Origin of the sequence: Paraburkholderia sediminicola, from assembly GCF_046027825.1 — a bacterium.
GTDB classification, from domain to species: Bacteria; Pseudomonadota; Gammaproteobacteria; order Burkholderiales; family Burkholderiaceae; genus Paraburkholderia; species Paraburkholderia sediminicola_D.
In genome coordinates this window covers 73,939-92,208 of the sequence record NZ_JAQQDU010000023.1, presented here as the reverse complement: position 1 = coordinate 92,208, position 18,270 = coordinate 73,939, and the positions used below count along the sequence as shown (strand labels likewise).

Below are 18,270 nucleotides of genomic sequence, written 5' to 3'. Positions count from 1 at the left end.
CCCGATAGCCCTTAGCCCGTAACCGGCTGCGCCCTGTGTACACTTGCGTCTCTTAGCCCAATCCAGTCATGACATCCCGTTATCCGATCCCGCCGAACGAAATCGAACTGACCGCAGTGCGCGCGCAAGGGGCGGGCGGTCAGAACGTCAACAAGGTCTCGAGCGCCATCCATCTGCGGTTCGACGTGCATGCCTCGTCGTTACCGGAGGTGCTGAAGATGCGCCTGCTCGCGCTGTCGGATCATCGCCTCACGCGCGACGGCGTGGTGATCATCAAGGCGCAGCAGCATCGCACTCAGGAGATGAACCGCGCGGCGGCGCTGGCGCGGCTCGATGAATTGATCGAAAGCGTCAGCGTGACGCGCAAGCCACGCGTGGCGACCCGGCCGACGCGCGCGTCGAACCGGCGTCGCCTCGACAGCAAGGCCAAGCGCAGTGAGATCAAATCCGGCCGCGGGCGGGTGGACGATTAAAGGCGAAGCCGGTCAGGCTGAGCGTTTGCTTCCGCGTCCGCCAGAACGCGTATCGGCCGGCGAGGTAGTCGGCACAAAGTCGACGCAAAGCACATGCGTGCCGTCACGCTCGAATGCGATTGCCGCGGTATAGCAGTCCTGGCCGTCCGCGAGCGAATAGTGCGGTCCCATCATGGCGACGCGCCCCGGCGCGGCAAGCGCATGCTTGAAATACGCGCGCCGTGACCAGTTGCTGCACGCATTGGTGTAGAGCGGCGCGAGCCGTAGCGGCGGTGGCGGCACCGAGGCGGCCGTGACCGACGCTTCAGTCTGTTCACCTTGACCGTCAGTGATGAACACCCGGCGCGCTTCGGGCAAATGCCAGATCTGTTGTGCCGCCTGCCGCAGATCGCCGGTGGCTTTGAAGGTGTCGGCGGCGGCGAGCACGGCTTCGGCGAACCCTTCGAAGCCGAGCCGCTGATGGCCGGCATGGGCGCGTTCATAGGCGGCGAACTTGGTCCACATCGTCTCAATCAGCGCAGGCACCCTGGCGCACGCCGCCTGCACCGAATTCTGCGGCTGGCCGAGCCAGAAACCCTGCACGAAATCGACGTCGGCCTGCATCAGAATCATCAACTCTTCATCGGTTTCGACGCCTTCGGCCAGCACCAGCGTACCGGACTGATGCAGCATCGCGATCAGGTGGCTGATCATCGAATCGTCGCCTTCGCGCTTGCCCGCCCGCGCGACCAGCGAGCGGTCGAGCTTGACGATGTCGGGGCGAAAGCGCCAAACCCGGTCGAAGTTCGAAAAACCGGTGCCGAAATCGTCGATTGCAATCAGGAAGTCGCGTGGCTGCGACGCCGCGAGCATGCTGGCGACGGCGGATTCATCGTCGGCGGGTTGTTCGAGTACTTCAATGACGATGCGTTCCTGCGGCAGGCCGAAGTGCGCCGAGAGCTCGTCGATGAAGGTGCGCTGTGGCCAGCCGGTTTCGAATACCTGCGGACGTGTATTCAGAAACAGCCACCCGGTGCTGATGCCCTGTTCCATGAAATTCGCCACATGCAGGCAGCGTGCGATGCGGTCGAGTTCGCGTGCGTCCGCGGCCGAGCGTGTGCCGGAAAAAAGCACTTCCGGCGATACCGGCAAGCCGACCGGATCAAAGGCGCGCAGCAAGCCCTCATAGCCGACCACGCACTGATGCGTGACGGACAGCACAGGCTGGAACACGCTGTGCAGGGTCAGGGCGCGCCATGTCGCGGTCCAGCCGGACTCGTCCCGGACCAGATGCGGGAGCAGGCCGCTCAGGGTCAATTCTCTGACGGTCGGCATAAAGGCGGGCATGAGTGCGGGCATAGTGACATCGCGACGATCGGGTGACGGGGCGCGCAGACAGATTTAGCGCGCGACGGATGCCCAGCCCAGGCGCCGGCAGGGTAAGGCGGGCAAAACCCGGAAACGCGGAGAGCAATGCCAGCCATGCTGGACTCCGGCGGATTTAGTCAAAACCAGTCTAGCAGTTCGCACTTCGCATGAATGTGCGGGTTATCACAGACGCGGGACGTGGCCGAATGCCCGGCAAACCGGCCGTGGCGCGGTGGCCGGCTCCCGTGTTGCGGGCGTCTCGCGTCAGCTTCGCACGCGTTTGCCTCGTGCAAGACCGATCGTTCAAACGCGATCAATCAGGCGTATGAAGCCGAGGGTATCAGGGCGGTAAGTGGCCGCCCGCCAAACTCCAGGCAAGGACGGTGCTCCGATGTTTTGCGCCCGCGGGCGGTCATTTGTCAGGCTAAGCGGGCCGTCGCCGCGTGAGCCTGCCCGGTGTGCGTGAGCGTCTGCAGGTTTGGCGGGCGACGGGTATGCTGCTGCTTTTCGTGAACCAACAGAGGACAGGCATGGCGGAAATCGCGGTGGTCGCAATCTCGGTGGCAAAGCCGGGCTATGAAGAGCAACTGCGCGAAGCGCTCGAAGGTATCGTCGGGCCGACGCGCAAGGAGCAGGGGGCGCTTCAATACGATCTGCATCGTGATGTGCAGGAGCCGCGCCGGTTCGTGTTTGTCGAGCGGTGGGAAAGCCAGGAAGCGCTGGCGGCGCATGCCAGATCCGCGCACATTGCGGCTTTTAAGAAAGCAGCGGCGGATTGGGTCGAACACGCGGAACTTCGCGTCGTATCGAAGATCGCGTGAGCGTTTAGGCGGCAGCGAGGGCTGACCAGCGAGGCCCGAACAACGAGGCCCGAACAACGAGGATCATACAGCGGCGAGTCAACTGCCAGGCCGGAACCGGCCTGTGCGGCGCTCGCCGTTTCTCTTTAGTGCGTGGCTTGCGGGACGTCGAGGATCAGGATGATGGTCCAGTCGGCATCGCCATCGTGGTGATACTGGCGCTCCGCGACGATGAACGGTTGCTGCTTGCCGTCCGGACCAAGAAACAGCACGTCGCCTTCCATCGGCAGGCACTCGACGGGCGGCAGCGCGAGGAACGCTTCCTGACCGCCGCGCGGCATCAGTTTTTCGATTTTGCGAGATGCTGCTTCAGTCCATTCGATATCTAGCTGGATGTTGCTCATGCTGTCCTCCGCACCAAGGTGCGCACAGGTTAGGGGGAGTCCGGCCGGGCGACGGTCGCCAGGCGCCGGTCGGTGCGCGACTTTAGCATAACGTCAGCCGGGCGCAGCGGGCCTGTAGCAAGTCCATTAGACAACAAAAAAGCCGAAACCGGCGGTGCCGGCTTCGGCTTTTCACCTTCGCGGCGCGGCCGCTGGTGATGCGCCCAGTGACGCTTACGAACTGGCGGCCATCGGCTTGGCGGCCTTCTTGTGATGCGGGGCCATCTTGTGATGTTTCTCGTGCATGGGCGGTGCGCTTTCCATTGCCTGCTGGCGGTTTTGCAAATCTTGCGCACGCTGTTCGACGTCGGCGGCCTTGGCCGGATCGGTGCTCATCATGACGCCGTTGTCCTGCGCATAGGCCGCGCCCGTTACGGCACCGAGGGAAATCAGGATCGCCAGGGACACTTTCTTCATTGTTACCTCCGCAGAGTGGTTATGGACCCGAGTATTTGCCTGTCCAATCGGAAAGACAATGCATTCTAGCCAGCAATATCTGCTCCAGCGGACGTTTTGTAACGGCAATGACAATTCGTTACATCTTGTTACGTTCGATCCACAGTCGCTGCCGAAGATGAGCTTGCGTCAAACTCGATAGCGCGTTGCCGGCATAGAAAATATTCGCATCTCTAAATAAATTGCCTCGTCACGGCACACGAGATTCAGAACCATCCTATTGCACGATAGACATGAAATTGCGCAATTCCAATCAGTTCGTGCAGCGCAAGCTCCGCGTTCACCAGATTGTCATAGCGCGGCAGTACACCGAGACTTGCGCGCCGCGCGCTGGAGATCAGTGGCTGCGGCGTGAGGCCAAAACGGTGGAAGTCGAGCAGTGCGCGTGGCATCTGATACGCGGAGGTGACGAGTATCAAGGAATCGTACTGTGACCGGTCGAGAATAGCGGAGACGTTGCGCGCGTTTTCATAAGTCGTACGGCTGCTGTTTTCCAGCACGATGTCCGCGCGCGGCACCTGCTTGCGCAACAGGTAGGGCAGATAGGTGTCCGCTTCGGTTGCGCCATGCCGCTGCGGATTGCCTCCGCTCACGATCACCTGACACGTGGCTGCCGTACGCTTGCAGGCCGCATAGTTGTCCGCGCTCACCGCAATGCGCGCGAGCACGTCGCGCGGTGGGACGAGCACGTTGTCGTCGTCGTAGATGGTGCCGCCGCCGAGCATGATGATCGCGGTGCGTGGGGCAAAGCTGGCAGGCGTGTCGGTCTGCCGATGCGGCTGCGCCAATTCCAGCAATGGAGCAGTGAGCCAGCCGGCGGCGAGCAGCCAGAACAGGGCGATCGTGCCGATGGCAAGCGGGCGGCGGGCCCTTTTCCATAGCACGATTGCTGCAAAAAAAAGCGCTAATAAAGTGAATAGAATCAATTTAAATGGGGTAACGTATGACTTTCGGGACAAATCTACGGGCTTGCTATCGCGCCGCAGCGGTTGCATCGTCGGCCCGTAGACAGAACGCTAACATGCCGTTCAGACGGGGGTTCCGAAAACGAGACCAGGCAGCACCTGGCGGACTTCGACCGCATGACATGCGGCCAGCTTCCAGCCAAGGGCGGGTGCTATGCGCGTCACTGGTGGCGCGGTGACGTGTTGGGCATAGATGTGTCATAGCTGCACTTTAAGAAAGAAGTGAGATGACCACGTATTCCAACGAAGCGGTACTTGAAGCGCTGCGGCGGGCGCAATATCGCCAGGTCCCATGGGCCAGAAGGCCGGGTGTTTTCCAATATCTTCGCGCGCTAGGCCTGATGGACACCGTTCGGCAGCGCACTGTCGCACCGGCTCCGGGTTTTCACGCGCCTGTCGATATCGCCGTGCTCACCGAGCGCGGCAGGGCCGAGTTCGCGAGACTCGCGCATGACGAACGCCTGTTGAGCTGGACCGTACAGCGAATGAACGACTACGCCGTTGCGACAGCCGAAGCCCGGCCCACGGCCGCGCTCGAAGCCCGGCCTTAGGGACGGCGGCGGGACCTGGCGTTGTTTGTTTCCGGCCGCTTGACGCGGCTGGCGGTGATTTAATTGCTGTGCTTATTGCCCGGGCTTATGCGCCTGGGCACCGTACGCGCCGCCTGCCTGTTCATGCAAAAAAAAGCCCGTATCGCAAGGATACGGGCATACCGGAATTACTACTGCCACGCTGTGCTAATGGCGTTAAATCAGACTGGCGCAGCGCCGGGTGGTTCCCCGATTGTTCAATTCGCCGTGCAGCGCGTTGTTTCGCAGCGACGGTAAAACTTTACCTGCAGCGGACCACAACCACAGCACCCGTCCCAATACCCACGATTTGCACGATTTCAGCGCACGTCACGCACCATAGGTGCGTCGGCGCATGTCTAGCGGCGGTGCGTGGGATCGTCGTGCGGCGGTTCCGGCCGCGCGCGAACATTACTCGCGATATCGCCGCGCAAGTCGCCGCGCGGCACGGGCGGCGTGAAGTCGCGGTTGCGTGTTTCGCCTTGCTGCGAGGCTTCAACGGTGGCCGTGTGATCCGGCCGCCAGTTCGAGCCTTGTGGGCGCTGCTGTGCGAGCGCCGGTGCGGCCATTGATGAAACGACAATGCCGCACAGAAGCAGTGACATTGGTTTCATGCTGAGCTCCCTTCAAGCCGATCAACTCACGGCCTGTTTGCATACACATAAGGTATGCCGAGTAGCGAAAGCACGCTGTAAGCAATAGTAAATGGATGTTTCACCGGCAACAATCGAGCCGCTTCAGGCGACTGAAGCGAGCCGATACAGAGGTCGGCGAAGCGGGAAGGGACGGCTACGCTGGGCGCGCCGAAGAGCGGTGCCCATGCCGGCCAGGCGAGCGTCGACAGTCGGCGCACCCCGGCCCAGATACACGCCGGGCGCCCGCAGGCGCCCGGAGGCAAAACTATTCGCGTCAGGCCATTTTGACCGGCGCGCGCCACGATTCCGGATTAGTCCAGAATGCGCCACGCAGGCGGTCGCGGCTCGGCGGTGCCGGCGGTTTCGCCGCGGTCGCGCCAATGCGCCCGCGCAGCGAAATTTCACGGCCGCTTGTGCCGAGTCGCTTAACTATTTCGGCGAGCGTACCATCGGCTTGCCATTCGTCGAAGCGACGGCGGCAAGTCGGCGGCGACGGGTAGCGGCCCGGCAGTTTCGACCAGCCTTCGCCCGTCGACAGTACCCAAAGCACGGCGTTGACAACCGCGCGTGCTTCCACGCGTGGCCGACCGCGCCGTTCGCTCCGTGCGGGCTCCGCACAGAACAACGCCTCGACCAGCGCCCACTCGTTGTCTCTCAAATCGTCGAACAGCATCATGTTTCACCTCAGCGAAGCTAACTCCGGTGCGCTGCCCCGCGCCGCGCACTCTCCATGCACTCGATAGGCGAGTGCCAAGGGGGGTCGGGCTTGCCACGAGCTGCTATTCAGTCAGAAGTCATGGCGCCGACCCTGTGTGCATGTAAATGCAGGAAGTGTGCCAAGTTGAGTCCAACTACCTGAAAGCCCTGTGACAGCGGGCCAGCGCGGGCGCTAGCTAGGGGCGTATAAGAATCCAAAAAACCCATCCCGCAAATCGGGACAATCACCAATCTTGTGCAATTAGGCCCGGCCAGCGTGCGTTTGCGCCTTATTGCTGCATTGCAGCGAGATCGCTAAATAGCGCTGTGGTGCGGCATTTCGCCATACAATGCGCATCAAATGAGGTTATTGATGAGGTCGGTAAATGAATGTGACGCTGCGCCAGCTAAGGGTTTTCATTGAGGTCGCCCGCTTGCAGAGCTTCAGTCGAGCCGGCGATGAGATCGGCCTGACGCAATCGGCGGTGAGTCGCTGCGTACGCGAACTGGAGGGGGAGATCGGTCTGAAGTTGATCGACCGCACCACGCGCGAGGTGCAGCTGACGGATGTCGGCGGCAACCTGGTCTCGAGCGTGTCACGCCTGCTGACGGACCTCGACGACGCATTGCGTGAGATCCGCGAAATCGGCGAGCAGCGCCGCGGACGCGTGGTGGTGGCCGCGAGCCCGACGGTCGCCTGCCGGTTGATGCCCCGCGTGGTGGCGTCGTGTGGACGCCAGTTCCCGTACGTCACGTTGGGTTTGCGCGACGACGTGCAAAGCGACGTGGTGCGCAAGGTGAAGTCGGGCGAAGTCGATTTCGGCGTGATTATTGGCCCGTTTTCCGCGGATGACCTGCTCAGCGAATCGCTGATGACGGATTCGTTTTGCGTCGTTTCGCGTGACGACCACCCCCTGGCGGCACAGCGGCAGGTGGCATGGACGGACCTCGAGGGCCAGCAGCTTGTCATGCTCGATTACGCGTCAGGCAGCCGGCCGATCATCGACGCCGTGATGCAGGAGTACGGCGTGAACGCCACCGTGGTGCAGGAGCTGGGGCATTCTGCGACCGTTTTTGGGCTGGTCGAGGCGGGTGTCGGCGTGAGCGTGCTGCCGTGGCTGGCGCTGCCGCTGCCGGCGGGCGCCTCGCTGGTGGCGCGGCCGCTCGTGCCGCGCGCGGAGCGCACGGTCGAACTGGTGCGGCGGCGCGACCGCTCTCTTTCGCCGGCGGCGGAGGCGGTATGGAGCCTGATTCGTCAATTGCCGGCGCGCGCTGAGGATTTGAACTGATGGCCCGGGCACGTGTCGTCGCCCGGTGACTTCGCCGTCCCAAAAACAGGCGCCGCGCTAAACTGTCGCCTCCGTCAATGCGTCTGCCTTGAGTCTGCCTTGAGTCAGCCTTTGGTCAGCCTGGACCTGGTCTTGACCTGGTCTTGACCCATAACCCGTCCATCACCCGTCTGGAAGCCTTGATGAGCGAATCGGATCTGCCTGTACCCACCATCCCCAACGCGCGCGATGCTGTGCGCGCACTGCGTCCTTCGCAGATCCGTGAAGTCGCCAATGCCGGTTTCGGTGTTGCAGACGTGCTGCCGTTCTGGTTCGGCGAGTCCGACCGGGTGACCCCGGCCTTCATTCGCGACGCCGCCAGCGCCGCGTTGGCCGCCGGCGCTACCTTCTGCACGCATAACCTGGGCATTGCGCCGCTGCGCGCGGCGCTCGCGGGCTACGTCAGCGAGTTGCACGGGACGACGTCGCCCGATCACATCGCGGTGACGAGTGCCGGCGTCAACGCGCTGATGCTGGCCTCGCAGTTGGTGGTGGGCGCGGGTGACCGCGTCGTCGCGGTGACGCCGCTGTGGCCGAATCTGGTCGAGATTCCCAAGATTCTGGGCGCGCATGTGGAAACCGTCGCGCTGGGCTACGGCGAACGCGGCTGGCAACTCGATCTCGAGCAGTTGCTGGCAGCGCTGACGCCGGACACGAAGATGCTGCTGATCAACTCGCCGAACAATCCGACCGGCTGGGTGATGAGCCGCGACGAGCAGCGCGCCGTGCTGGCGCATTGCCGTCGCCACGGCATCTGGATCGTCGCCGATGAAGTCTACGAGCGTCTTTATTATGCGGACGCTGAACCCGGCGCGCGCGGCGCCCATTCGCGCACGGCGCCGTCGTTTCTCGATCTGGCCGCGCGCGACGAGCGTGTGATCTGCGTGAATTCGTTTTCCAAGGCGTGGTTGATGACCGGCTGGCGGCTCGGCTGGATTGTCGCGCCGGCCTCGCTGATGGACGATCTGGGCAAACTGGTCGAATACAACACGTCGTGCGCGCCGGATTTCGTCCAGCAGGCAGGTATCGCGGCCGTCCAGCAGGGCGAGCGCTTCACGCAGGAGTTGGTGCTCGACCTGAAGGCGTCTCGTGACCATTTGGTCCGGGCGCTGTCCGCCGTGCCGGGTGTCGACGTGAAGGCGCCGCCCGGGGCGATGTATCTGTTTTTCTCGATGCCGGGTGCGTCGCGCAGTCTCGAGCTATGCAAGGCCATGGTGCGCGAAGTGGGCCTGGGCGTGGCGCCTGGCAGCGCGTTTGGCCCGCAAGGCGAGGGCTTCGTGCGCTGGTGCTATGCCTGCGACACGGCGCGGCTCGACGCCGGTGTCGAGCGTCTGAAGCGGTTTCTCGCGCAACACGGCACGCATTGAATGGTGGCGGAACGGGAAGGCGGCCCGGATTTAGGGGCCATTTCAGCCCGATTCTCGTGCATTTCCGCCTACTTTTCCGCGAAAGCCAGCGGGGGAAGCCAAAGCTGAAAAATGCGCCGGGGATTTCGTCTTTACGCACCGATTGTTTTTGCGTAATATGGCGCTCAGTCACGCGATTCCTTTCAGGAACATCGCTGCTCCGTCCGGCTGGGTTTGGCTCGATTGCCTGTTTCGCCTCCCCCCGGTGCGTGCTCCCATCAATATGACCGATCAGAATCGGGCGAGCGCGTCTTCAGTTCCACATCGTCTGTTTGATCCGGTTCTTTGACCACAGGGTCTGACCTAGCTGCATGAATACCCAAGAGGCGAAGATCGTCCTCGAGACTGCCTTGATCTGCGCGCAGGAGCCGTTAAAGCTCGGCGACTTACGCAAGCTCTTTGCCGACGGCGTGTCGGCAGACACTGTTCGGAATTTGCTCGAAGACCTCAAGCAGGATTGGTCTGGGCGCGGTGTGGAGCTGGTCGGGCTGGCGTCGGGCTGGCGATTTCAAAGCAAGCCCGCGATGCGTTCGTACCTGGATCGTCTGCATCCTGAGAAGCCGCCGAAATATTCGCGCGCGGTGCTCGAGACGCTCGCGATCATTGCGTACAGGCAACCGGTCACGCGCGGCGATATCGAAGAGATTCGCGGCGTCACGGTGAATACGCAGGTCGTCAAGCAACTCGAGGATCGCGGCTGGATCGAAGTGATCGGCCATCGTGATGTGCCAGGCCGCCCGGCGCTGTACGCGACCACGCGGCAATTTCTCGACGACCTCGGTTTGAAGGCGCTCGACGAATTGCCGCCGCTCGCGGATCCGTCGGCGCAGCTGAACGCGGATCTGCTCGGTCAGCATGCGATCGAATTTTCCGAAATCGAGACCGCACAGACAGTGGTTTCGGGCGAAGAAGGGCCGTTTGAAGGGGCGACGGACGCTGCCGCAGTGGGCGAATCGCTCGGCGAGCCTACGGATAGTGGTCACGTCGAAGAAGCAGGCGAGGCCGCAGGAACGGAAATCGCTGGCGAACATGCTGAAGAGCTTCACGCGCCGGCCGATCAGGCGCAGCACGCGGAGTCGGCCGAGGCAAGCGGGGCAGCCGAAGCTGGCGAGGCTGAAGCTGCCGAGGCCTCGCATGGCGCGACGGATGTCGCGTCGGCACCCGAGCCGCATCAGGATGCTGCTGCAGCCCCGGCCGGGCAAGAACATGCCGAAGCGGCTGACGTTGAACCACAGGTTGAGCTGCAAGTTGAGCCGCAGGCCGGCATTGCCGAGCCTGCACTGAATCACGATCCGGTCTCCCAGGCCGATCTGGCATTACCCGCGCACGACTCGGGCGTACTCCGCGATACGGAGCACGCCGCCGAGCCGAACCCGACCACGGCGGCGCACGGCGATCCTGAGGATCGTCGCGATGCGGCGCAGGACGCAGGCATTCTGACCGACGACGAACCCGAGTCGCGCAGCGCCTGACGTAACCGAACTTTTTTTGCCGCGCCCGCAATGGGCGCGCGCGACCTGACATTTTGAGGTTGTTTTGACACATACCCACGACACCGATTCGTCCGAATCCGAGCGCGCCGTGCCGTCGGCACGCGCCGACGAAGCGCGCACCACGCAAGCGTCGGCAGGCGAGGGCGAGCGCCCGGCGCAGACCACGGAAGCAGACGGTGAAGACCGTCCGCGCCGCGGCCTGCGTCGCGGACCGCGCAGCCTGATCGCGCGCCGCCGCGCCGGAGCGAAGACGAAGGGCGCGGATGGTGCGCCCGCGCAAGGCGCGCCGGTCGTCACCGAAGCGCCGCCGGACGGCGAGGTGGTGGCGCAAGTGCGCATGCCGCGCAAGGAAGCCGGCGCCAAGGGCCCGCGCCGCAATGCGGGCGGCGCGAAGCGTGAGGGCGGTCAACGTGAAGGGGCGCCCCGCGAGGGCGGTCCTCGCGAAGGGCAGCGTGAAGGGCAACGTGAAGGAGGCCGCGGCGAGCGTCAGCCGCGCGAAGGCGGTCAGCGTCAGAATCGCCGGGGCGCCGAAGCACCGGTGGCAGTCGCGACCGAAGCGAGCCCGGACGATCTGTTCTCGTACGTCACCTCGCCCGCATTCGATGCGGACAACAGCGCCACCGGCGGCGTGCGCGCCCCGATGCTGCGCCGTGGCAAGCCGGTCGCGCCCAAGCGTGTCCTCGCCGCGGACGACGACGCGCCGAAGCTGCACAAAGTGCTGGCCGAAGCCGGCATGGGCTCGCGCCGCGACATGGAAGAATTGATCGTCGCCGGCCGCGTGTCGGTGAACGGCGAGCCGGCCCACATCGGCCAGCGCATCATGCCGACCGACCAGGTTCGCATCAACGGCAAGCCGGTCAAGCGCAAGCTGGCCAACAAGCCGCCGCGCGTGCTGCTGTATCACAAACCGACTGGCGAAATCGTCAGCCACGCCGATCCGGAAGGCCGTCCGTCAGTGTTTGACAAGCTGCCGGCCATGAAGACCGCCAAGTGGCTCGCGGTCGGCCGCCTCGACTTCAACACCGAAGGTCTGCTGATGCTGACCACCTCGGGCGATCTGGCGAACCGTTTCATGCATCCGCGTTACAGCGTCGAGCGTGAATATGCGGTGCGCGTGGTCGGCGAGCTGGCAGAAGGCATGCGTCAGAAGCTGTTGCACGGCGTTGAGCTGGAAGACGGCCCGGCAAATTTCTTGCGCATCCGCGATGGCGGCGGCGAGGGCACCAATCATTGGTATCACGTCGCGCTCGCCGAAGGGCGTAATCGCGAAGTGCGCCGTATGTTCGAAGCGGCCGGCCTGATGGTCAGCCGCCTGATCCGCACGCGTCATGGCCCGATTTCATTGCCGAAGGGCCTGAAGCGCGGTCGCTGGGAAGAACTCGAAGACAATCAGGTGCGCGCGCTGATGGCGTCGGTCGGCCTGAAGGCCCCGTCGGAAGAAAAGGGCAGCCGCAGAGAGGCGCCGGAGCGTAAGCAGCCGGATCCGATGCAAACATCGATGGGCTTCATCAGCCGCGAACCGGTGCTGATGTCGCATGGCCGTTTCGACCAGCAGCAGCCGCGCGGTCAAGGCCGTCGCGGTGCGGCGGGCGGTGGCTTCGGTGGCGGTGCGGGTGGTGGTTTTGGCGGCGCTGGCGCCGGCGGCTACGGCAATCGCGGCGCTGGGCGTAGCGCTGGTGGCTTCAGCGGCCCGATGGGCGGCGGCGCGCCGGGTCCGCGTGGCGGCCGTGGTGACGTCGACGGCAATCGCGCGCCGTCGGGCGGTGGCAACCGTGCGGCTGGCGGTGGTAAGCGCGCTGGCGGTCCGGGCGGCCCCGGCGGCAATCCGGGCAGCGGTGGCAGCCGCGGGCCGGGCGGCAATCGTGGCGGTAACGCCAACCGCGCGGGTGGCGGCAACGCCGGCGCGGGCGGCGCCAATCGCAGCGGCGGCGCGCCGCGCGGCCGCTCACGTGGCCGTTAAGCAGCAAGCGCTGTAAGCATGGCGGCGGGCGGTTGATCGGTTCTCAACGATTCACACCTCGCCACCGTCGGAATCGATCGACGAGCATCGCGGATTTCATCTAACGCATAAAACCGCGGTGCGTGCATAAGTAGGGGCAGAGTTTCCTGGCCCCGCTTGTCCGGCGCGGGTCTTGGGCGGCGCAAGCCGCCTTGCAAAAGGCCCGCAGCGCCGCCATATCGTTGAAAGATTCCCATGAAATCAAGCGGAAATGCGCTTCGCGCGGCGTTCTGCGGTTTGCGTTTGTCCCGAAAAATGGCTACAATCGCGGAGTCGCTGGGCGTGCGGCTTTTCATGTGCGGCTCAGGTGCGACCACCGGCAATAAGATGATGGGCGTTTAGCCCATTTTTTTTTGCCGCTCAGTTCTCAGTGGTTCGGCATCTCGGGTAGCACGAACGTGCGCCGGCTTGGCGCGCGGCCCGCATTGGTGTTTGCAGACAAACCCGGCAGGTCTCGCCGCGCGAACATCTTAGAGGGCACTGTGCAACTGACGGAACTGATTGAAACCACGGTCGTGGGACTTGGCTACGAGCTTGTCGATCTCGAGCGCACCGGGCGCGGCAGTTTGTGTATTTATATCGACCAGCCGGCCGGCATCGCGATCGAGGACTGCGAGAAAGTCACGCGTCAGCTCCAGCACGTTCTGACGGTCGAAAATATCGATTACGAGCGGCTTGAAGTGTCGTCGCCGGGTCTCGACCGCCCGCTGAAAAAACTGGCGGATTTCGAACGCTTCGCAGGCAGCGAAGTGGTAATCACATTGAAAAAGCCATTGGACGGACGGAAATCGTACCGGGGCATCCTGCATGCTCCGCAAGGCGAGACGATCGGTCTGGAATTTGAAGGGAAGGAAGGCGCCGCGATGCTCGATTTCACCGTCGCGGATATCGATAAGGCACGCCTCGTTCCGAACGTTGACTTTAGGAGCCGCAAACAATGAGTCGCGAAGTGTTGATGCTGGTGGATGCGCTGGCACGCGAGAAGAACGTCGATAAAGACGTGGTATTTGCCGCGCTCGAGGCGGCCCTCGCTTCGGCCTCCAAGAAACTCTTCGAAGAAGATGCGGATATTCGCGTCCAGATCGACCGTGAAAGCGGCGAGCACGAAACGTTTCGCCGCTGGAAAGTCGTGCCGGACGAAGCCGGCCTGCAGGAACCCGATCAGGAAATCCTGCTGTTCGAAGCACGTGAACAGAAGCCGGAAATCCAGCTCGACGAATACATCGAAGAACCGGTGCCGTCGATCGAATTCGGCCGTATCGGCGCGCAGGCTGCCAAGCAGGTGATCCTGCAGAAGGTGCGCGACGCTGAACGCGAGCAGATCCTGAACGATTTCCTCGAGCGCGGCGAGCACATCATGACCGGCTCGGTGAAGCGCCTGGATAAGGGCAACTTCATCGTCGAAACCGGCCGTGTCGAAGCGCTGCTGCGCCGCGACCAGCTGATTCCGAAGGAAAATCTGCGCGTGGGCGACCGCGTGCGCGCCTATATCGCCAAGGTCGATCGCACCGCTCGCGGTCCGCAGATCGAGCTGTCGCGTACGGCGCCCGAATTCCTGATGAAGCTGTTCGAAATGGAAGTGCCGGAAATCGAACAGGGCCTGCTGGAAATCAAGGCGGCGGCCCGCGATCCGGGCGTGCGCGCCAAGATCGGCGTGGTCGCTTACGACAAGCGCATCGATCCGATCGGTACTTGCGTCGGTATCCGCGGTTCGCGTGTACAGGCCGTGCGTAACGAGCTCGGTGGCGAAAACGTCGACATCGTGCTATGGTCGGAAGATCCCGCTCAGTTTGTGATCGGCGCGCTCGCGCCGGCAGCCGTCCAGTCGATCGTCGTCGATGAAGAAAAGCATTCGATGGACGTCGTCGTAGACGAAAACGAACTGGCGGTCGCGATCGGCCGCAGCGGCCAGAACGTGCGTCTTGCCAGCGAACTCACCGGCTGGCAGATCAACATCATGACGCCGGACGAATCTGCGCAAAAGCAGAATCAGGAACGCGGTGTACTGCGTGACCTGTTCATGGCGCGTCTCGATGTCGACGAAGAAGTTGCCGACATCCTGATCGACGAAGGCTTTACGAGCCTCGAAGAGATCGCTTATGTGCCGCTCAACGAGATGCTCGAAATCGAAGCATTCGACGAAGACACCGTTCACGAACTGCGTAATCGCTCGCGCGACGCGTTGTTGACGCAGGCGATCGCGAATGAAGAAAAGGTCGAGAATGTTGCACTCGACCTGAAGAGCCTGGACGGCATGGACGCCGACCTGCTCGCCAAGCTTGCTGAACATCAGATCCAGACGCGCGACGAACTCGCCGAACTGGCTGTGGATGAACTGGTCGAGATGACCGGAATGGAAGAGGATGCCGCTAAGGCGTTGATCATGAAAGCACGTGAACATTGGTTCCAGTGAGAAATGACCATGGCGCACTAAATTGAAGCGGCCGTCAGGCCGCATGACAAGATGCTAACCGCAAGGAATCGGTCCTTGCATTAAGAGGAATGAATGGCGAGTAACAACGTAGCCCAATTTGCCGCGGAACTGAAAATGCCTGCAGGCGTGCTCCTTGAGCAGCTTCAGGCAGCAGGCGTCACCAAAGCGAGCGAAGACGACAGCTTGTCCGAAACGGACAAGGCGCGTCTGCTCGACCACTTGCGCAAGTCTCACGGCTCGACTGATGCGGACAAGCGCAAGATCACGCTGACCAAGCGGCATACGTCGGAGATCAAGCAATCCGACGCGACGGGTAAAGCTCGCACCATTCAGGTCGAGGTGCGTAAGAAGCGCACTTTCGTCCGCCGCGACGAATCCGCCGCTGAAGGCGGCGATGCATCGAATCATGTGGCCGAGGCCGACGTCGACGTCGATGATCTCGAACTCCAGCGTCGTGAAGAGGAAGCTCGTCACGAAGCCGAACTGCTCGAGAAGCAGGCTCAGGAGTTGAAGGCGCGTCAGGAACAGCTCGAACGCGAAGAAGCCGAACGTCAGGCGCGCGAGCAGGCTGCTGAAGCCGAGCGTCGTCGTGCGGAAGAAGAAGCGGCGAAGAAGCGCGCGGCGGCTGCGGCCGAAGCGGCGGCTCGCGAGCAGGCTCAGGCTGCGAAACCGGCCCAGGCTGCCCAGCCGGCGGCTGCGAAGGCTGAACCGGTAGCGGCCAAGGCTGCGGAGCCGGCGGCTGCCAAGGAAAGCGAGCAGGACGACGAGCGCGCTGCGGCGGAACGTGCGGCACAACGCGAAGCGGCGAAGAAAGCGGAAGACGCAGCGCGTCAGGCCGCCGAGAAAACGCGCGCCGAGCAGGAAGAAATCAGCAAGCGCCGTGCGGCGGCAGAAGCCGAAGCACGTGCGATTCGGGAAATGATGAACACGCCGCGCAAGGCGCAGGTCAAGGCGCCGGAACCGGCACCGAAGCCCGCTGAGCCGGTCAAGGCCGTGGAAGCCAAGGGCACGCTGCACAAGCCGGCGCGTCCGGAAGGCGCAGCACCGGCACGTCCGGCAGCCAAGAAGCCGGCTGCTGCGGCTCCGGCTGCTACGACCACGCCGTCGGCCGGCGACAAGAAGAAGCCGGGCGGTGGCAAGGGCGGCTGGCAGGACGACGCAGCGAAGCGCCGCGGTATCAAGACGCGTGGCGATTCGAGCGGCGGTGTTGATCGCGGCTGGCGCGGTGGCCCGAAGGGTCGCGGCAAGCATCAGGATCAGAACACCACGTTCCAGGCGCCGACCGAACCGATCGTGCGTGAAGTGCACGTGCCGGAAACCATTACGGTCGCCGATCTGGCGCACAAGATGGCGGTGAAGGCCTCGGAAGTCATCAAGTCGATGATGAAGCTCGGCCAGATGGTCACGATCAACCAGATGCTGGACCAGGAAACGGCGATGATCATCGTCGAGGAACTGGGCCACCATGCGGTTGCGGCCAAGCTGGACGATCCGGAAGCGATGCTGGTCGAAGGCGAAATCACGGACGCAGAAGCACTGCCGCGTCCGCCGGTCGTCACGGTCATGGGCCACGTCGACCACGGTAAGACGTCGCTGCTCGATTACATCCGCCGCGCCAAGGTGGCAGCGGGTGAAGCGGGCGGGATTACGCAGCACATCGGCGCCTATCACGTTGAAACGCCGCGTGGCGTCATCACGTTCCTCGATACGCCGGGCCACGAAGCATTTACGGCCATGCGTGCTCGCGGTGCGAAGGCAACCGACATCGTGATTCTGGTGGTCGCAGCCGACGACGGCGTGATGCCGCAAACGAAGGAAGCGATTGCCCACGCGAAGGCAGGCGGCGTGCCGCTCGTCGTCGCAATCAACAAGATCGACAAGCCGGATGCGAATCCGGATCGCGTCAAGCAGGAACTCGTCGCGGAAGGCGTCGTGCCGGAAGAATACGGTGGCGATTCGCCGTTCGTGTCGGTGTCTGCGAAAACCGGCGCGGGTATCGACGAACTGCTGGAAAACGTGCTGCTGCAAGCCGAAGTGCTGGAACTGAAGGCACCGGTCGAAGCGCCGGCCAAGGGTCTGGTCATTGAAGCGAAGCTCGATAAGGGTAAGGGTCCGGTTGCAACGATCCTGGTCCAGTCGGGTACGCTGAACCGCGGTGACGTGGTGCTGGCAGGTAGCGCTTACGGTCGCGTGCGAGCCATGCTCGACGAAACCGGCAAGCCGACCAAGTCGGCAGGCCCGTCGATCCCGGTTGAGATTCAAGGTCTGTCGGAAGTCCCGCAAGCTGGCGAAGAAGTCATCGTCATGCCGGACGACCGCAAGGCGCGTGAAGTCGCGCTGTTCCGTCAAGGCAAGTTCCGCGACGTCAAGCTGGCCAAGCAACAGGCCGCGAAGCTCGAGAACATGCTGGAACAGATGGGCGAAGGCGAAGTGGCGTACATGCCGCTCATCGTCAAGGCTGACGTGCAAGGTTCGCAGGAAGCGCTGGTGCAGTCGCTGCTCAAGCTGTCGACCGACGAAGTCCGCGTGCAGATCGTGCACGGCGCCGTGGGTGGTATCAGCGAGTCGGACGTCAACCTGGCTACGGCTTCGAAGGCGGTCATCATCGGCTTCAACACCCGTGCGGATGCACAGGCGCGCAAGCTCGCGGAAACCAACGGCGTCGATATTCGCTACTACAACATCATCTATGACGCTGTGGATGAAGTGAAGGCCGCGATGTCGGGCATGCTGGCACCGGAGAAGCGCGAAGTCGTGACGGGTACGGTCGAAGTGCGTCAGGTCTTCAAGGTACCGAAGATTGGCGCGGTGGCCGGCTGTATGGTCACGGACGGTTTCGTCAAGCGCTCGTCGTCGGTGCGCGTGCTGCGCAACAACGTCGTCATCTTCACGGGCGAGCTCGATTCGCTCAAACGCTTCAAGGACGACGTGAAGGAAGTCCGTCAGGGCTTCGAGTGCGGTATGTCGATCAAGAACTTCAACGATATCGTCGAAGGCGATCAGTTCGAAGTCTTCGAAGTTACCGAAGTCGCGCGTACGCTGTAATTCACGCGGCATTGGCTCAACGGGCGGAGCGGGCTTAAGCGCCCGCTCCGCCCGTTGTTTTTGGGCCTGCGCATTTCGCGTATTGCGCACCGCGGTGGATTGCAGTCGCTATCAAGCTGCTTCGTCGCCGCGCTTCGTTACTGCCCGGGCAACAACCGCCACGGCTCGCGCGAACAACTTT

The 18,270-nt window shown here is 63.1% G+C and carries 16 protein-coding genes and 1 pseudogene; 10 read left to right on the top strand and 7 right to left on the bottom strand.

Going from position 1 to position 18,270, the window contains the following annotated elements:
• Window positions 1–68: 68 nt before the first annotated feature.
• Window positions 69–473 carry an alternative ribosome rescue aminoacyl-tRNA hydrolase ArfB gene (arfB, locus tag PQQ96_RS15335; protein ID WP_201075239.1) on the top strand — a complete coding sequence of 135 codons (405 nt, stop codon included), beginning with the start codon at window positions 69–71 and terminating at the stop codon, window positions 471–473.
• A 12-nt stretch (window positions 474–485) separates the two neighbouring features.
• Here the strand turns inward: arfB and PQQ96_RS15330 are convergent, their stop codons facing one another.
• Entirely contained in the window at window positions 486–1,811 is a 1,326-nt protein-coding gene (locus tag PQQ96_RS15330) for an EAL domain-containing protein (RefSeq protein WP_408293111.1), read from the bottom strand.
• Between the two features lie 539 nt (window positions 1,812–2,350).
• On the opposite strand from PQQ96_RS15330, the gene PQQ96_RS15325 reads away from it, so the two are divergent.
• A complete protein-coding gene (locus PQQ96_RS15325; RefSeq protein ID WP_408293129.1) occupies window positions 2,351–2,641 on the top strand; it encodes a putative quinol monooxygenase in 291 nt (96 codons plus the stop codon).
• Between the two features lie 125 nt (window positions 2,642–2,766).
• On the opposite strand, the gene PQQ96_RS15320 is transcribed toward PQQ96_RS15325, so the two are convergent.
• The 3 genes from PQQ96_RS15320 to PQQ96_RS15310 all read right to left on the bottom strand — a co-directional run bounded on the left by PQQ96_RS15320 (window position 2,767) and on the right by PQQ96_RS15310 (window position 4,445).
• A complete protein-coding gene (locus PQQ96_RS15320) occupies window positions 2,767–3,024 on the bottom strand; it encodes a hypothetical protein (RefSeq protein ID WP_007182306.1) in 258 nt (85 codons plus the stop codon).
• Window positions 3,025–3,237: 213 nt separating this feature from the next.
• Window positions 3,238–3,480: a hypothetical protein gene (locus tag PQQ96_RS15315; protein ID WP_408293108.1), complete on the bottom strand. Its 243-nt coding sequence runs from the start codon at window positions 3,478–3,480 to the stop codon at window positions 3,238–3,240.
• Window positions 3,481–3,725: 245 nt separating this feature from the next.
• On the bottom strand, window positions 3,726–4,445 hold the full coding sequence (locus tag PQQ96_RS15310; protein WP_408293105.1) for a YdcF family protein: 720 nt from the start codon (window positions 4,443–4,445) through the stop codon (window positions 3,726–3,728).
• A 266-nt stretch (window positions 4,446–4,711) separates the two neighbouring features.
• Between PQQ96_RS15310 and PQQ96_RS15305 the strand changes: the two genes are divergently transcribed.
• Complete coding sequence (locus tag PQQ96_RS15305; RefSeq protein ID WP_074284527.1) at window positions 4,712–5,035, top strand: hypothetical protein; 324 nt, start codon at window positions 4,712–4,714, stop codon at window positions 5,033–5,035.
• 377 nt (window positions 5,036–5,412) lie between these two features.
• Here the strand turns inward: PQQ96_RS15305 and PQQ96_RS15300 are convergent, their stop codons facing one another.
• Both PQQ96_RS15300 and PQQ96_RS15295 read right to left on the bottom strand, forming a co-directional pair.
• A complete protein-coding gene (locus PQQ96_RS15300) occupies window positions 5,413–5,667 on the bottom strand; it encodes a hypothetical protein (RefSeq protein ID WP_408293102.1) in 255 nt (84 codons plus the stop codon).
• Between the two features lie 298 nt (window positions 5,668–5,965).
• Window positions 5,966–6,361, bottom strand: a pseudogene (locus PQQ96_RS15295) (transposase); the annotation flags it as partial.
• A 409-nt stretch (window positions 6,362–6,770) separates the two neighbouring features.
• Here PQQ96_RS15295 and PQQ96_RS15290 point away from each other — a divergent pair.
• The 4 genes from PQQ96_RS15290 (at window position 6,771) to rluB (ending at window position 12,571) form a co-directional block, all read left to right on the top strand.
• Complete coding sequence (locus tag PQQ96_RS15290; protein WP_408293099.1) at window positions 6,771–7,673, top strand: LysR family transcriptional regulator; 903 nt, start codon at window positions 6,771–6,773, stop codon at window positions 7,671–7,673.
• A 182-nt stretch (window positions 7,674–7,855) separates the two neighbouring features.
• On the top strand, window positions 7,856–9,079 hold the full coding sequence (locus PQQ96_RS15285; RefSeq protein WP_408293097.1) for a pyridoxal phosphate-dependent aminotransferase: 1,224 nt from the start codon (window positions 7,856–7,858) through the stop codon (window positions 9,077–9,079).
• Between the two features lie 350 nt (window positions 9,080–9,429).
• Window positions 9,430–10,590 (top strand): SMC-Scp complex subunit ScpB, encoded by a 1,161-nt coding sequence (gene scpB, locus PQQ96_RS15280; RefSeq protein ID WP_408293094.1) that lies wholly within the window; start codon window positions 9,430–9,432, stop codon window positions 10,588–10,590.
• Between the two features lie 64 nt (window positions 10,591–10,654).
• Window positions 10,655–12,571, top strand: coding sequence for a 23S rRNA pseudouridine(2605) synthase RluB (rluB, locus tag PQQ96_RS15275; RefSeq protein WP_408293091.1), 1,917 nt, complete (start codon window positions 10,655–10,657; stop codon window positions 12,569–12,571).
• Here rluB and PQQ96_RS15270 read toward each other — a convergent pair.
• Window positions 12,568–12,906 (bottom strand): hypothetical protein, encoded by a 339-nt coding sequence (locus PQQ96_RS15270; protein WP_408293088.1) that lies wholly within the window; start codon window positions 12,904–12,906, stop codon window positions 12,568–12,570. The two genes, rluB and PQQ96_RS15270, sit on opposite strands and share 4 nt — an antisense overlap.
• Window positions 12,907–13,092: 186 nt before the next feature.
• On the opposite strand from PQQ96_RS15270, the gene rimP reads away from it, so the two are divergent.
• The 3 genes from rimP (at window position 13,093) to infB (ending at window position 18,089) form a co-directional block, all read left to right on the top strand.
• Window positions 13,093–13,551 carry a ribosome maturation factor RimP gene (rimP, locus tag PQQ96_RS15265; RefSeq protein WP_408293085.1) on the top strand — a complete coding sequence of 153 codons (459 nt, stop codon included), beginning with the start codon at window positions 13,093–13,095 and terminating at the stop codon, window positions 13,549–13,551.
• A complete protein-coding gene (gene nusA / locus PQQ96_RS15260) occupies window positions 13,548–15,023 on the top strand; it encodes a transcription termination factor NusA (protein ID WP_028199737.1) in 1,476 nt (491 codons plus the stop codon). Before rimP ends, nusA begins: the two co-directional genes overlap by 4 nt.
• Before the next feature lie 93 nt (window positions 15,024–15,116).
• Window positions 15,117–18,089 carry a translation initiation factor IF-2 gene (gene infB, locus PQQ96_RS15255; protein ID WP_408293082.1) on the top strand — a complete coding sequence of 991 codons (2,973 nt, stop codon included), beginning with the start codon at window positions 15,117–15,119 and terminating at the stop codon, window positions 18,087–18,089.
• The last annotated feature ends 181 nt before the right edge of the window (window positions 18,090–18,270 follow it).